This window comes from Natronotalea proteinilytica (genome assembly GCF_055379935.1).
Genome location: NZ_AP043947.1, coordinates 994,380 through 1,009,257, shown reverse-complemented (window position 1 = coordinate 1,009,257; position 14,878 = coordinate 994,380). Strand labels below are relative to the sequence as shown.

The 14,878-nt window shown below is 59.1% G+C and carries 11 protein-coding genes; 6 read left to right on the top strand and 5 right to left on the bottom strand.

Annotated features, from left to right (window positions below; all coding sequences use genetic code 11):
* Window positions 1-74: 74 nt before the first annotated feature.
* From ACZ5AL_RS04250 to ACZ5AL_RS04240, 3 genes are all read right to left on the bottom strand, one after another.
* The gene (locus ACZ5AL_RS04250; RefSeq protein WP_464512395.1) at window positions 75-941 is read right to left on the bottom strand and encodes a LytR C-terminal domain-containing protein; all 867 of its coding nucleotides are present in this window, start codon (window positions 939-941) and stop codon (window positions 75-77) included.
* On the bottom strand, window positions 883-1,488 hold the full coding sequence (locus ACZ5AL_RS04245; RefSeq protein WP_464512394.1) for a hypothetical protein: 606 nt from the start codon (window positions 1,486-1,488) through the stop codon (window positions 883-885). The genes ACZ5AL_RS04250 and ACZ5AL_RS04245 overlap by 59 nt, the downstream gene beginning before the upstream one ends.
* 204 nt (window positions 1,489-1,692) lie before the next feature.
* A complete protein-coding gene (locus ACZ5AL_RS04240; RefSeq protein WP_098061639.1) occupies window positions 1,693-1,899 on the bottom strand; it encodes a cold-shock protein in 207 nt (68 codons plus the stop codon).
* A 487-nt stretch (window positions 1,900-2,386) separates the two neighbouring features.
* On the opposite strand from ACZ5AL_RS04240, the gene ACZ5AL_RS04235 reads away from it, so the two are divergent.
* From ACZ5AL_RS04235 to ACZ5AL_RS04220, 4 genes are all read left to right on the top strand, one after another.
* Window positions 2,387-3,847, top strand: coding sequence for a sodium/proline symporter (locus ACZ5AL_RS04235; RefSeq protein WP_464512393.1), 1,461 nt, complete (start codon window positions 2,387-2,389; stop codon window positions 3,845-3,847).
* 97 nt (window positions 3,848-3,944) lie between these two features.
* Complete coding sequence (locus ACZ5AL_RS04230; protein WP_464512391.1) at window positions 3,945-6,989, top strand: SusC/RagA family TonB-linked outer membrane protein; 3,045 nt, start codon at window positions 3,945-3,947, stop codon at window positions 6,987-6,989.
* Between the two features lie 54 nt (window positions 6,990-7,043).
* Window positions 7,044-8,360: a RagB/SusD family nutrient uptake outer membrane protein gene (locus tag ACZ5AL_RS04225; RefSeq protein WP_464512390.1), complete on the top strand. Its 1,317-nt coding sequence runs from the start codon at window positions 7,044-7,046 to the stop codon at window positions 8,358-8,360.
* Between the two features lie 71 nt (window positions 8,361-8,431).
* Window positions 8,432-9,310 carry a sucrase ferredoxin gene (locus ACZ5AL_RS04220; RefSeq protein ID WP_464512389.1) on the top strand — a complete coding sequence of 293 codons (879 nt, stop codon included), beginning with the start codon at window positions 8,432-8,434 and terminating at the stop codon, window positions 9,308-9,310.
* A gap of 284 nt (window positions 9,311-9,594) precedes the next feature.
* Here the strand turns inward: ACZ5AL_RS04220 and ACZ5AL_RS04215 are convergent, their stop codons facing one another.
* On the bottom strand, window positions 9,595-10,869 hold the full coding sequence (locus ACZ5AL_RS04215) for an IS256 family transposase (protein WP_464510708.1): 1,275 nt from the start codon (window positions 10,867-10,869) through the stop codon (window positions 9,595-9,597).
* A gap of 656 nt (window positions 10,870-11,525) precedes the next feature.
* Here ACZ5AL_RS04215 and ACZ5AL_RS04210 point away from each other — a divergent pair.
* Together ACZ5AL_RS04210 and ACZ5AL_RS04205 are read left to right on the top strand one after the other, a co-directional pair.
* Entirely contained in the window at window positions 11,526-11,828 is a 303-nt protein-coding gene (locus ACZ5AL_RS04210) for a hypothetical protein (protein ID WP_464512387.1), read from the top strand.
* A gap of 115 nt (window positions 11,829-11,943) precedes the next feature.
* Entirely contained in the window at window positions 11,944-12,906 is a 963-nt protein-coding gene (locus tag ACZ5AL_RS04205; protein WP_464512386.1) for a succinylglutamate desuccinylase/aspartoacylase family protein, read from the top strand.
* A gap of 209 nt (window positions 12,907-13,115) precedes the next feature.
* Here the strand turns inward: ACZ5AL_RS04205 and ACZ5AL_RS04200 are convergent, their stop codons facing one another.
* Entirely contained in the window at window positions 13,116-14,798 is a 1,683-nt protein-coding gene (locus tag ACZ5AL_RS04200) for a DEDD exonuclease domain-containing protein (RefSeq protein WP_464512385.1), read from the bottom strand.
* Between the last annotated feature and the right edge of the window lie 80 nt (window positions 14,799-14,878).

Genomic DNA, 14,878 nt, shown 5'->3' with positions numbered 1-14,878 from the left:
ATCATGGAGCCAGATACAGCCTTCAATGAGAGATGGAGGCCGCCGCTTTGCAGCAACGCGCAATGGGAATGCAGCTATTGCAGGGACGCGTAGTCAGCGCCAAGCACCAGCGTCATATCAAGATGGGCCGCATCAGCGGGCGGTCCGGGAAGCACGCGGCGTCGATCCAGTCCGATTTCGTCGGCCACCTGTTCGGCCAAATCAAAGGCATTACGATGGACATACAGCCGCGTTTCGGTGGCCTGCCCTGCGGGCAAATTGTCGGTATTGGGCACTTGTACGCCGAACGCTTCGAGACGCTCCTGAAACCGCGAGGCGAGTCCGCCCACGCCGACTCCGTTCAACACCTGCATGCGCACGTCGCTGAGCGACTCAACGGGCGCGTGGTGTGGGTAGAGCGCCGGAGCCATGGCTCCAGGTTCGGGGGCAGGCGCTGATATCGCCTCCGGATCGAACTCGGCAAGCTCATCAGGAACCGTTACATCGGTGGTTTGCCATTGCACAACGAGCAGCACAATGATAAAGACGAGCCCGGTTAGCATGCTAACGGTGGCCGCGTTCCACACGCTGCCTCCGCTGCGACGGCGCGTGCGTCCGTTGGCGTTTTGCATGGCATTCAGCTCGTCCATCACATCTTGCAGGCTCGTGTTGATGGACCGCACCGATTCGTGCAGGGCCGCTACGGATTGGGCGACGCTCGCGTTGATGTCGGACGGAGCTTCGGTTTGCTCGGCCAGCCGCTGCTGAGCTTGGGCCAACTCCTGCGACGATTGGGCAAGCGCAGACCCACTTTCAGCCACCTCGTTCAACGTGTCGTTGAGGGCCTCAAAGTGTTTGAGTTGCTTCTGCAGCGTAATCAGCGTTTCGGCTGCCTCTGCAAAATCAAACTGATCCGGTGGAACGCTCGGTGGAGGCTCGGGAGAGTCGTTGGAGGAAGGCATGGTTGGCATCCGCGATGTGATGTAAAAGGTGGGCGGTGGCGGCCTCAATGGCTTCTGGGCGGGCGGTGGAGGATTTTAGTACTCGGAGCCAATGCCGAACAGGCTTCGATACAGAGGCAGACGCGGCAGGATCCGTCTCCAGCGCCTCTAACTCTAGAGTGGGAGGCACAGTGTCGTACACCTCAACCAGCCACCGAAGCAACTTATTGAGTGCATCTAGCACCTCGTCGGTTGGGCCCGAGGGAGACGGTTCGGCAATGGTATCTACACGCCCGGCCTGACGAATGCGGTGCATCCACATTTTTACCGGAGCCGGGTGCGAGCGTAGCCACGCGCCAAGTTGTTCGTTGGTGAGGCGCTCATGCAGCGGCTCGGCCTGCACCGTTCCCCACTCGGTTTGCTCTATAACATCTAGCACCAGTTCAAGGGCTCGGTACGCCCGCCAGCGTCGCGTATCGACGTTGGGTGCCGATGCAGCAGCCTGCGCTTCTTCACGAAGCGGGGTCCACCGGTCGGGAATGAAACTAAAGTCGTACGATGCGGCCATGCCAAAGAAGTCCGATAAAACAGATGATCGCCCTCTTGCAACGTAAGTCGCGCCCCCCTACGATGTCAATATGTGCCGGGAAGCGCTCTTTTTGTGCCTAGCCTACTCATTGATACGCTCCTCTCAGGCAGCACCCAATCAAAAAAGCCCAGCCCCAAGGGGCCAGGCTCTTTTGATACTGCAATTCAGGTGTCACCACGTGAATTACCGTACGCCATGGAGACGCTGCACGTTAACCGCGCTCAGTCCTTTCGGAGTTTCCTCCACTTCAAATTCGACCTGCTCGCCATCACGGAGGTCTTCTCCGGAGACTTCGCTATGGTGCACAAATACATCTTCGCTTCCGTCGTGGCGCTCGATAAAGCCGTAGCCTTTTTCGCTACTGAACCACTTAACTGTTCCGTCTTGCATATAGGTGTGTTGGTTGTCTCACTATCTGCGCGCCGTTGGGCGTAGCGCGGCACAGGGCCCACGCACTGCCATCGGCATCGTGCGAGATAGCGACGTAATTAAAAATGTTGTTGCGATCCCCATACCTTTGCCCATCGTAAATGGTTCGCGACAAATCGACCTTCGTCCTCCTTTCTTCATTCCTCGGCCTAATGTCCACGGCATTCCGCTACTTTGACACGAATTGACTACGTTACAGCATCCGATGCTTTACCTATCAATATACCACAAATGGCACATCTACGCCGACAACCCCATCTTTGACCGCGCACGCATCGGGATCGAAGCTGGTAATTTCTTTCGTGCACACGCACTTCATTCAGTCGAACCCCCTAATATGAAAAAAGGGCAAACTAATATTTACAAAGCTGTTTGTGTCTGATTGGACATCCACGTGTCCATTCGCTATGCTACGAATGCGTTTTTGTATCATGCGGCCGCATTCTATATGGATTGGAGCCTCCTTCTCACATTTGGCGGATTTGTGGGTCTGCTCGTCGGCATCGGCCTCTATTTTTACCGCACGGACGCATCGCACACGCTCACCGATTACATGCTGGCCGGGCGCCGCGTAGCTCCGTTCCCCATGGCAATGTCAGAGGTCGCCTCGGTAGCTAGTGGGTGGACGTTCTTTGCGTGGGTGGGGGTCGGGTTTTCCACCGGACTGCATGGGCTCTGGTTTTCGCTGTTCATGCTCCTGGTCGTTGCGTTTGTGTATTACGCCGTAGCGCCTCCTTTTCGCGCAGCCTCCGAGCAGCTCCAGAGCCACACCGTCGTGGATCACCTTGCCCGCAGCGTCACACCACGTCGCCCTCGCATCCTCATACGCACCGTGGGCACTCTTGCCATTCTCGTGTTCATGGGCGCCTACGTGGGTGCGCAACTGATTGCCGTTGGCGAGGCGATGGACACCGGTCTCAACCTTTCATATACCGCATCAGTGCTTATCGGAGGCAGTGCGGTTGCCGCATACACTGTACTGGGCGGCTTCAACGCATCGGTATGGACGGATGTGGTGCAGGGGCTTTTGGTAATAGCGACTGTGATTGTGCTTCCACTTGTTGCCATTCAGGCCATTGGCGGCTGGTCGGCATTCATAACTGAGGTGCGCGCCATTGACCCAACATTGCTTGCGCTTGACGGCGGTCTCTCGGGGACGGCCCTGCTGATGAGTTTGCTTGCGTGGGCTACCTTTGCCCTGGGCGCCATCGGACAACCCCACAGCCTGATGCGTTTTCAGTCCATTGAATCCGCACGCCTTATGCCCCGTGCGGCCCTGTGGGGCATCAGCCTGCAAGCGATTCGCCTCACTATTCCGCTGCTTATTGGCATGGCGGGCCGTGTGCTCTATACAGCAACGCAAGATCCCGAAGCTGTAGCCATGATTGCGCTTACGGATCTGATGCCCGGCTGGCTGGCCGGGGTGATGCTCGCGGGCATCATTGGCGCTATCCTGTCCACCTCCGACTCGATGATGCTCGTAGCGGCTGCCGACCTGACGCGGGGATACGAAGCCTGGCGCCCCAACACCAGTCAGGCAACGCTTATTCGGATGAGTCGGAGCATCGTGGGAGTGTTGGCTGTGGGCGGCATCATAATGGCCCTGGTGCGTCCGGGCACCATTTTCGACATTATCGAGTTCGCATTTGTCGGATTGGGCGCTACGTTGGGATTGCCACTTTGCCTTGCGCTGCTGTGGCGCGGCACCACCGCCGCCGGAGTGCTTGCTGGCGTTGTAGGCGGACTGGTCTGTACGGTGCTCAATCTACTTCTCTTTCCCGATCTATTTCCGGTTCTAGTCTGGCCCGTAGCAATCGCACTCATCGTTGGCGTTAGCTGGGCCACCCCATCGCAAACGCTTCACGCTGATGCGCGCGCTACATCCTCCCCCCCTCACGCCACGCGCTAACTTGCATAGCTTCCGTTTACAACCTACCTTTATTTTACCTTTGTCAGCAAACGCCCCACCAGTATCGTCTTTCCGCCTTGCATCCTTCCCCATGCTTATGCGTGTCGTTTCGTTTTTAAGTCGTATCCTGATGGGCTGTCTCGTATTGAGTATTGTTGGGCTGTTTAGTGTAACCCCCGCGCTCGCTCAGGAGCAGTCCTACACCATTACAGGCACCGTTTTTGATGACGAGGCCGACACCCCGCTTCCCGGTGCCAGTGTGCAAATTGTCAACACAACAGCCGGCGCCTCCACCGATACTGACGGGGCATTTACCATACAAGCAACCCTTGAGCCGGGTACGTACACGCTACGCTATACATTTGTAGGCTACCAGCGCGTTGAGCAAACCATCGAGCTCGATCGTGATGATACCACGGTAGCGGTAGATCCCGTGCGCATGGCGGTAGATGTGGTGGGCAGCGAAGAGATTGTCGTCACTGGCACTGGAGTGCCCACCGAACGGCGCCAGCTTGGCAATTCCATCTCCACCATTGATGCCGCCGACCTGCAAGACGGTGCAGCGACTTCGGTAGACCGAGCGCTCCAAGGCCAGATTCCAGGCGCCCTGGTCCAACAAAACTCTGGGAACCCGGCGGGCGGACTCTCGGTGCGACTGCGCGGCACCAGCACCGTGCTGGGGAGTGCCGATCCGCTGTACATTGTAGATGGCGTAATTATTAACAACGATTCGCCCGAGCTCATTGACTTAGGCGGTGGAGCTCAAAACCGCCTGGTCGATCTCAACCCCAACGATATTGAACGGATCGAGGTCGTAAAAGGCGCCGCAGCCGCTGCTCTCTATGGCTCACGCGCGAACAACGGCGTGGTACAAATCTTTACCCGCCGAGGGGAGCTCGGGGCGCCGCGTGTCAGCTTCAGCACGCGCGTCCAAACGGAGGCTGTGCGCACCACCTTGCCCGTCAACATGGCGCGCAACGAGGACGGCGACTTCATTGACAACCAGGGCAACCCGCTTCCGGATGGCGAACAGCGGTGGGATTTTCAGGACTTCCTGTTTAATCGCGCATATGGATCCGAACAGTCGCTCTCCATTTCGGGTGGCAACGAAACCACACGCTACGCCGCCTCGGGCTCGCACTTTGCCAACCAGGGCATTATTGAAGGCAATCACTTTCGCCGCATTAACGGACGCCTACGCCTGCAACAGACCCTCACCGACTGGGCCTCGGCAACAGTGAGTGCGTCCTACGCCCGCAGCACCAGCACCGATATTCCCAACGGCGGACTTGACGCCAACTACGGCGCTCTGACCGGCTTTATTTTTGGCCCCAACACCTTCGACCCACGGGCCAACGAGCTCGGGCAGTTTTCGGATGCAGGAACGCTTGCCAATCCGGTAGAGGTTATTGAACGCTTCGACTTTGAGCAGGAAACCGACCGTTTTATCGGAAGCGCCACGGTGAACCTGACGCCTACCGAGGCGCTCAATATCGACTACACGTTTGGGCTCGACACGCACGACCAGCGCGCTACAGCGTTTATCCCGCGTGGCACCTCGACCCCAGCTTTGGGAGAGGGCTTTACGCGTCGTGGCACGCGCACGCAGACGCAACTCAACAACGACCTGAACATCCGCTACCAAACCGACCTCAGCTCCACCGTTGAGGCAACGAGTCTGATCGGGGGCACCTTGCAGTATGAGACAGGCACGATATTTAACGCCCAGTCTGAAAACCTAACGCCGGTGTCGCGTGTCGTGCAAAGCGGGACAGAGGGCCGTGACTTCGGAGAGACCCGTACCGAGCGCGTCATCTACGGGGCCTTTGCGCAGCAAACCATCGGATGGGCCGATCGCCTCTTCCTCACCGGCGCCGCCCGCATGGATGCCTCGTCCTCATTCGCCGAAGAGGAACGGTGGCAGTTCTACCCCAAAGGCAGCCTCTCGTATACGATCTCCGACGAACGCTTTTGGAGCAGTGCCGGCATCGACCGCCTGCTCCCGCGGCTTAAGCTGCGATCGTCGCTTGGATTTTCTGGCGGACTCACGTCCATTGGGGCGTTCGACCGCTTCACCACGTTTAGCCTGGCGCCCTACCAGGAGCAGCCGGGCCTGCAAGTAAGCAGCCAACTGGGAGCCATCGACGTGCAGCCCGAGCGCCAACGTGAGATCGAACTGGGGGCCGACTTCAGTCTGCTGAGCGATCGCATTGCGGTTGAGGCTACCTACTACACCCAGCGCACCGAAGACCTGCTCCTCAGCCGCTCGCTCAATCCGACCAGTGGCTTCCTCAACCGACTCGAAAATGTAGGTACGCTCACAAACCAAGGCTTCGAGATTCAGCTCCGAGCGCTGCCGATCAACCAGAACGACCTGCGCTGGACCACCACGCTCACCTACAGCCAGAATCGCAACGAAGTCAACGGCCTCGAAGAGGATGTGCTCATCTTCAGCGACTCGTTTCAGTTGGTCGGCGCGATTAACGGCGAGCCGCTCGGCATCTTCTACGGATCGTCGTTTGATCGCGATGACGATGGCAACGTGATCGACCTAAATGGCAATGTGCTCGAAGAAGATGGCAACGGACTCTGGCGCATGCGCGATGGATCGCCCGAATCACCGGGCGATGGTCTTCCCGCTGCCTCCGGCGAAAATGATATTATCGGAGACCCCAATCCCGACTTCGTCGCCTCCTGGATCAACGAGGTCCAAATCAACAACGCGCTCACCCTGCGCATGCAATGGGATGCCGTCTATGGCCAAGATGTGTTCAACTTCACGCGGCGTCTTGGTGCCCTGAGCGCCTTTGGCACACTCGATGACTACCAGCGCGAGCTAGAGGGCGACTTGCCCGACGGGTACACAGCAAGTACGTTCAACATCTTTGAACACTGGGTCGAAGACGGCTCGTTTCTCAAACTCCGCGAGATCAGCGCATCGTATACCATACGTCCGACCTACATGGGACTCGAAAGCGTGCGCCTTAACGTAGCGGCGCGCAACGTGCTCTCAATCGATACTTACAGCGGGTACGACCCCGAAATCAATGTGGCCGGGCAACGCACCGTAGTACGCAACTTCGATTTTGTAGAGGTGCCCATCCCGCGCACCTTCTCGCTTGGCATTACCGCTACATTTTAAGCTACTCTCTGCTGTTCTCCCCCTACCGCTTTGTTTCAGTATCCTATGCACACCATGCGTTCTACACTGATTGCCGGTTTTGTCGTCCTCCTCCTTGTGCTTGGGGGATGCGACTTAGACATCGTAAACCCCAATGAGCCTTCTGAAGAAGAGGTACTCACCACCACCGAGGGCATCGAAGCGCTGGCCGTGGGGATGCAGGAGTTCTACGCTACAACTGCCTTGGAGCCGGCGCTTCTTACCACCGGTGTAACCACGCGCGAGGTGGCCGTAACCACCACCTTTGCCAACCTGCTGAATCTGGAAGCTGGCGGCGCCAATCTGCCGCCGAGCAATGCCAACGTGCTGCAGCTATGGTCGCGCAACTACCGGGTGGTCAACATGGCCGAAGACATCATCGACAACACGCCCGACCTGCCCTTCGAAGAGGACACCGAAAGCGGATTGGTAGCTACTGCTCACCTGTTCAAAGCCATGGCTTTGGGCAACATCGCGCAAAACTTTGAGCAGGGGGTTCTTTTCACGAGCCGCACCGAGCCCCCTCCATTTGTAGACCGCACCGAGGTGTTTGAAGAAGCCATCCGGTTGTTGGAGAATGCCGAAGCGATACTCAATGAGACCCCGGTCTCTGACGACTTCACAACGTCGATCTTGGCGGAAGGCATCGACCTCGAAAACACCATTGCGGCCTACCAGGCCCGCTACCACCTCTTCGCCGGCAACTACAACGAGGCGCTCACAGCCGCCGACGCCGTTGATCCAGCAGCCACCTCCACCCTCCCCCACGACGATGACAGCCGCAACCCCGTTGCACAAGCGGTGCAAAATGCTGAAAGCTACGCCCCGCGTGAAAATCTCGGGCTTGAAAACCCCAACCCCGATGACGCCCGCCTCGATTTTTTCACCACGCTACCGGAAGATGAGGACGGTCCCATCGAAAGCGAAAACGGATTGCCTGTGCTTGCACTGACGGGCTTTTTCGCCAGCCCCTCAGACGAAATCCCGCTGTACGTGCCCGGCGAACTCGATCTGATTCGGGCCGAAGCCCTCGTGCGCACCGGTAACCTCAGCGAAGCCGTAACGGCCATCGACGCGGTGCGCACCAAATCACCTGCCGAAGACCCATTCGGCCTGGGCGCTGACCTCGATCCATACGAGGGCGAGGAGACAGAAGCCGCGCTGCTCAACGAGATCCTGCAGCAGCGCCAGATTGAGTTGTATCTGCAGGGCCTTCGCCTGGAGGATCGCCGCCGCCTGGGGGCAGATGCTCCAGATCCAGACGACATCTTTGCGCGCTCCCGCAATTTCTATCCATACCCCAATCAAGAACGCCAGAACAACCCCAACACCCCCGCCAATCCCGCTATCTAATCGGAGCACTGACCATACAGCACGCATAGAAGCCGTCCGCTGCCTGTTGTGTCCCGACCCGCCTTGCTGCTGTGCCGTCCTCGTTCTGCTCCCTTCAAGCTCGCACCCATACCATCAACCCGGCAGGCACCGCTACCGAAGCGGCCCACTGGCTCCTCATTGAAGACCCTACGCCCTGGGGCGAACAAGCCGTCGAAGAGGCCGACTGGTATGCACACCTGCACGAGCCCCTTCAGCACTGGAGAACGAAACTTCCCGATCTGCGCGTCCAGCTGATTCGGCGCGGACTGACACAGTGGGAGGACGAGGAGCACATCCGCTGCTTTATAGCGCGTACGGGGCCCAATGCGACCCTGCACACCCACGCGCTTTCGTCCTACGCCGACCTCGCTCAACTCGATGTCCCTGACTGGATGGATACGCCATCCACCTCTGATGCCCTGCTTGTGCTTACGTGCACCAACGGGCGCCGCGATGCCTGCTGCGCCAAGTGGGGACGCCCCGTAGCCCAGGCCGCCGCTGAATGTCACCCGAAAGGAGCGTGGCAGACTTCGCATCTGGGCGGTCATCGATTTGCCCCAACGGTGCTCGTGCTGCCCGCCGGTGCGCACTACGCCTGGATGGATCCGCAGGAGGTGCCCGATCTTGTACGCGCTCATCAGTCTGAACACCTGTTCGACCTGTCGCACTATCGCGGGCCCGTCCACTCGCCGCGTCCCGTGCAAGCCGCCTGCATTGCCTTGCGAATCCGATTGGATGTGCATACGGTTCAGGATGTGCACGGTCAGATCCTCACCGAGATGGCCAACGCTTGGACTGTTGCTGTTCATCTTCGCAACAAGGTACATACCGCGCGCGTCACTTCGACTCACGGCGCCCCGCTGCTGCACAGCTGCCACGACGATGCCCCCAAGCCCCACAGAGAGTGGACGGTGGAATGGGTTGAATGATGTAAGTGACCTCAGCAATGGTTTTGGAGATTGCCGGGTGGATTTCTCTCCATCCTACCTGTCCTCCCCGAGGAGGAAGGAACCGTGGAAAGCGTTCATCACGCCCCCCTCAGAGGAGCTATGGTGTATACACAACGCAACCGGAGGCGAACTCCCGCTTGCGTCCTCGTCGCGATGCTCTGCGTCGCGACGGACGAATGGACGCTCTGCGTCCAACGTACCCCTCCGAGGTAAAGGATCAAGTCCCGATCGTTGTGTAATTGGCGTTCTGCCAGATCTTCATATTAGGCGGCAACAGCCGCTGGTTGTTGCTTCGACGTCGTCGAGGCCTCCGGAGCGACCGGCTCCATGTCCAGCCGACGCTTCCACTCGAAGAACTCGTCCATGATGAGGTAGCGTCGGCCGGTGGACCATTCCTCATGCTGTTCCGCACACAGAGCGCCGATCAGACGCTGGGCTGATGCGAGGTTCGGAAAGATGCGAATGACGGTTTCTCGCCGCCGAATCTCCTCGATAAACCGCTCCACCATGTTTGTTGTCCGAAGGCGACGGCGGTACTTCGCGGGAAGCCTCAAAACCGCGGTCGCGTCCTCGAAGCCAGCCTCTAAAACCTTCAGGGCTTGGTCGGCCTCGCCTTGCAGTTCGTCACAGGCGGCTCTAACGGCTTCTCGGGCTCGTTCTGGGGAGCAGGCCCCGAGCACCTGGTCAAGTATCTCGTGCATCCGCTCACGTAGCGTCGCGGGCGTCTGGTCGATCACATTGCGCCGAAAATGTACACCGAGGAATTCCTCGGTATGACAGCGTTGCCAGATCAAATCGGGAAAGGCCGATGCCAGAGCGCTTCGCAATCCTTCGTGAGCATCACTGGTGGCCACTTCAACGCCAGAAAGGCCGCGGCGCTTCAGGCCCTCGATAAACCGGCGCCAACCTTCCCCAGTCTCTCCAAACGCCGTCTCAAGCCCCAGGATCTCACGATGACCGGCCTCATTGATGCCCACCGCCAGCATCACCGTTGTCGATCGGACCGCCCCTTGACGGCGAACCTTCACTTGCATCGCGTCGAGGACCAAAAACGGGTAGCTCTTCTCCAGCGGCCTTTTGGCCCAGGCCTCGACCTGTCCGTCAAGTTCAGTGGTGAGCCGGGAGACGGTGGACTTGCTAAACTTGCGTCCGCACAGCTTGGTCGTGATCTTCTTCACGCGACGCGTGCTCACGCCCTGCACGACCATCTGCATCAGCGCCAGCACCAAGGCCTTCTCTGACCGTTGGTATCGCTGGAAGAGTCGGGTTTGAAACGTCCCATCCCGATCGCGAGGGACCTCCAGGTTGATCGTTCCGACTCGCGTGGTGAGCTGCCGCTTGTACGACCCGTTGCGGTAGCCCTGCCGCGTGTCGGTCCGCTGGTCCGATTCGGCGCCCAGGTGTTCGGTCATCTCCGCTTGCAGCATCTGGTTCAGGATCGGCTCCAGCAGCGCTGCCATGCCACAGTCGCTGCGAAGATCGCCGCGAAGCAGGTGTTGGATCTTTTCGTCGTCGATTGTAATCTCAAAAGTAGCCATCGTTAGTATGTTGGTTGGTTTTGGTTGGTCTCGCTTCCAACCTGGCAAAACGCGATGGCTTTTTCTACTCGCTCGCCTCAATTACACAAGATTACGGACTCAACCAGGTAAAGAAACCGGGTGGTGGATTGGGAATGCTGGAGCGTAGAGCGTCCCGGCAAGCGTGGCGACGCAGAGGGGCCGTAAGGTCATGCCTGTTGTGCATCGCCACGAGAGGACAGGTGTTTTGTTATTATCATCGGGCAGGCTGCCACTCCCTCTTGAACTCCAATATTGACACGTGACTTCACTTAGTGCTGTGTCACACCTGAATGTTAGGGGCCAACATTGTCATCGCGAGGAGGGAGCCCTGCGACTGACGCGGCGCTGTGAGCGGCAGCGAACGAGTACTCCTGGGGTGCGATCTCATGCCGTTGATTGGGCGGCTGAATTCGGTCTGATAGCATGAGATTGCGTCGCTCCGCTCGCAATGACAAGATTGTGAGTTATTCCGGTACGTTAGGGGACCATGTGTTACCCAAAGATTGATCTGTGACAGAGTAGTGGGCCTGTCTTTCAGAGCGGGACGCACCTCACCCCACGCAACGTTCACGGACAGAAGCCGTTTTCATGACAAGCGAGGTTTCACCCTATGTCTGACATCCAGAGGTCCTTCTATGCCCAAACAAAACGGCCATTCCGATTCCAAACGCGAGCCCGTGCAGGGCGAGCGCTTCCACGGCACGCAACTCGAAGTCGATGGCAGGCACTTTGAGGATTGCGAGTTCGATACCTGCACGTTCGTCTATCGCGGCGGCGTGGCGCCCAACTTTGTGCGCTGCGAGTTTGCCTCGCCCCATTTCGTGTTCGAGGAGGCGGCCCAGCGCACCATACAGTTTATGAGCGCCATTTACAACGGCATCGACTCCCGCATCATCGAACTGACCTTCGACGAGATCCGCAAGGAGCCGGGGTCGTGAAAGGGCCAGATTTCTGTCCAGAACACACCACGCTTTTCCCATTCACCCGGAACCGTGCTTCGGGTAATTTCTGTTGTGATCGTGTTGTTTTCTATGCATGAACAGCCACAACCCGATGCTTGAGTTTGGAACCGCGCAGGCTGCGCCTGGAGAGATAGACACCGGCCTCCTGCACGCTGGCGAAACGCGCGATGGCGCGGCCTTTGGACTGCCAGTGGCCGCCGTAAACGGTGTCGACGACGGCCCCACGCTGTATATCCAGGCCGGGAGCGATGGCGATGAATTGAACGGACTGGCGGTCGTGCGCGAGGTGATGAAGCAGCTGTCGCCCAACGAAATGGCGGGACAGATCCTCGTTGTAGGCATTCTCAACTACCACGGCTTTCAGCGCGCTCAGCACCGCAATCCACTCGACGACACCAAGCTCAACCGTGCGTTTCCGGGCGACCCGAACGGCTCCAGCAGCGAGCGGCTAGCTCACCTCGTCTACGAACACGGCGTGCAGCGCGCCGACCTGGGCATCGACTTGCATCAGGGGGGCACCAGGCGCATGCTCAATGAGGTGCGTGTGCGATGCGGACCCGGCCATCGCTTGCATGCGAAATGCTTCGAACTGGGCCGCGTATTCGGTACGGAGCATATCCTCGACGAAAAGGGGCCTGACGGACAACTCGCACGCGCCGCGCCCGATGATGGCATCCCGCTAATCGATCCCGAGCTTGGCGGTACTGTCGGCTGGAACGCAACCTCTATCGACGTGGGCGTGCAGGGCGTGCGCAACGTCCTTGCCCACTACGGCTTCACCAACGGCCAGCCCACCGTTCCGTATGCGCAGATCCGTGCTACCGGATTTGAAGAAGTGTACGCCTCTCGGGGCGGCCTGATTGACCTCGCGGTCGACCTCGGCGATCGCGTAGAGCCCGGCGACCGTCTCTTTTCCGTCACAGATGTGTTCGGCGCTACCAAAGAAGTCGTCGAGGCTCCCGCGGGCGGCATCGTCTGGCGCACGCGCCGCCTGCCCATGGTAGCCACCGGCGAGCAGGTCCTGAAGATCGGCACCGGCGTCGAGTTGCTCTAATGCCTACCCGCGCCCGCCCTCCTTACGAATCAGGTGGCCCACCAAAAACCGCTGTACGGTGCGGGCCCTCGCGGCTGAAGGTGTTCTCCCCCTCGACTGTTGATTCAAGATCAATGTAGAAGGCACAACAGCACCTCTCTTTTTCTTGGGCACCAGGCGTTCAAGCAACGTGTTCACCTCCTGCACGGTCATGTTTGCCCAGCGCCCCGTTACAAAGCCCTCCATGCAGCATGCGTTGCATCCACAAAGGCGGGAGCATCGCCGGTCCACGGCACGACGTGGATGGCATCGCGGTGGCGGTAGAGCCAGTGCATGGTGAGCCGGATGGCGTCCACCTCTTGCCGGGAAAATTCAGGCGTGCTGCCGTTGGCATGCAGGTGATTGGTGGCCAACTCCTGCACGGCGTCGTCAGAAAGCGGGGCGTCGAGGTCAACTCGGTCGGTTTGCGGCTGGGTGGTGGTGTGCTGCAACAGACCACGGCGCATCCATAGACCGTGGACCTGCTGCGTTACATCGTCGCGGTACCAGATGGTGCCGTGCCGCTGCCGCACCGGACGCTGCCACAGTCGCTGCCGCCGCACAAAGCGCTCTACGGCCTTGCGTCCATCGCGAAACAGAGCCGCGCGCTCAAAATCGAGGCGCTCCGAGGCCGATTCCATGCGCTCTTGCAGGTAATCGAGCAGCGCTGCAGAGCGTCCCTCCAGAAAAGCGGTGGCGTCCTCAACAGCCTCGGCATACGCGTCATCTACATCCGTATCGCAGGGCGCCAGGCACCGGTCCATATCGGCGTACAGGCAGCGGCGCCCCAGACGGAGCGTGTCATCATCGCACTCGCGCAACGGATACAGCCGGGCGGCCATGTCGATGATCGCCTCGGCCTGGTCGGCATTGCGCACGGGACCGTAATAGCGCGCGTCATCCTGTTCTATACGATACGACCATCCGAGTTGGGGATAGGCGGCAGTGGGGTCGAGCATCAGAAACGGACGCCGCCGATACCGCCGCTGGGCCCGGTTGTAGGTAGGCTTTTTCTCTTTGATGAGCCGCGACTCTAAGAGCAGGGCTTCAAGGTCTGTATCGGTTTGCCGCCACGTAATGCGCCGCACTTTCTTTATCAGCTTGCGCTTACGGTTGGGGTGGGCTTCAATCGATGTAAAGTAGCTGCGTACGCGATTCGAGAGCCGCTTGGCTTTGCCGATGTACAGCACCGATCCGTTGCCTGCTTTGAAGAAGTAGACGCCCGGCGCATCCGGTAACTCGGGCAGCACCTGCTGTCGTAAGCGTTCGAGATGGCGCGGCGGATTGCGAACCGACCGGTACGAGCGGTTCTGAAAGGCCATGAGCTCATCGAGCGTATCGATCTGATGCTCAAACGCGCACTGGCTCAAGAAGCGCTTGAAGATGATCCCGGTTGCCTCGGCATCGCCCAGCGCCCGGTGTCGCCCGTTGACGTTCACGTTGTAGAACGAGGAAAGGGCCGACAGTCCGCGGGATTTGAGTCCGGGCAAAAGCCGCCGAGCCAGCTTCAGGGAGCACAGCATGCGATTCGCAAGCGGATCGTGGTCGAGCGCCGCCAGCTCCGCATTCAAAAACCGCTTGTCGAACGACAGGTTATGCGCCACCAGTACGCCATCGCCCAGAAAGTCGAGATACGCAGGCATCACCTCGTTCATGAGCGGCGCCTCCATCACCATGGGCGTGTTGATGCCCGTAAGCCGCTGAATGTTTTTGGGAACGGTACGCTCGGGGTTGACGAGCGACTGGAACCGGTCGAGGATTTCGCCATCCTGAACCTTCACGGCGCCAATCTCGATAACGCGGTCGCGGCCTTCTTTCGGTCCGGTGGTTTCGGTATCGGTGATGACAAACGAGGTGGCGTCGAGCGAGGGCATGATGCGTAGTGTGGGCAACGATGACGAATCGGAGGGATGCAGTCGGAAGCGGTTCCCCTTTTTGCGAAATATTGGCTTCC

Coding starts and splice junctions, on each gene's coding strand:
- ACZ5AL_RS04250 (WP_464512395.1), bottom strand. CDS start 941: ATGCCTTCCTCCAACGACTCTCCCGAGCCTCCACCGAGCGTTCCACCG.
- ACZ5AL_RS04245 (WP_464512394.1), bottom strand. CDS start 1,488: ATGGCCGCATCGTACGACTTTAGTTTCATTCCCGACCGGTGGACCCCG.
- ACZ5AL_RS04240 (WP_098061639.1), bottom strand. CDS start 1,899: ATGCAAGACGGAACAGTTAAGTGGTTCAGTAGCGAAAAAGGCTACGGC.
- ACZ5AL_RS04235 (WP_464512393.1), top strand. CDS start 2,387: ATGGATTGGAGCCTCCTTCTCACATTTGGCGGATTTGTGGGTCTGCTC.
- ACZ5AL_RS04230 (WP_464512391.1), top strand. CDS start 3,945: ATGCGTGTCGTTTCGTTTTTAAGTCGTATCCTGATGGGCTGTCTCGTA.
- ACZ5AL_RS04225 (WP_464512390.1), top strand. CDS start 7,044: ATGCGTTCTACACTGATTGCCGGTTTTGTCGTCCTCCTCCTTGTGCTT.
- ACZ5AL_RS04215 (WP_464510708.1), bottom strand. CDS start 10,869: ATGGCTACTTTTGAGATTACAATCGACGACGAAAAGATCCAACACCTG.
- ACZ5AL_RS04210 (WP_464512387.1), top strand. CDS start 11,526: ATGCCCAAACAAAACGGCCATTCCGATTCCAAACGCGAGCCCGTGCAG.
- ACZ5AL_RS04205 (WP_464512386.1), top strand. CDS start 11,944: ATGCTTGAGTTTGGAACCGCGCAGGCTGCGCCTGGAGAGATAGACACC.
- ACZ5AL_RS04200 (WP_464512385.1), bottom strand. CDS start 14,798: ATGCCCTCGCTCGACGCCACCTCGTTTGTCATCACCGATACCGAAACC.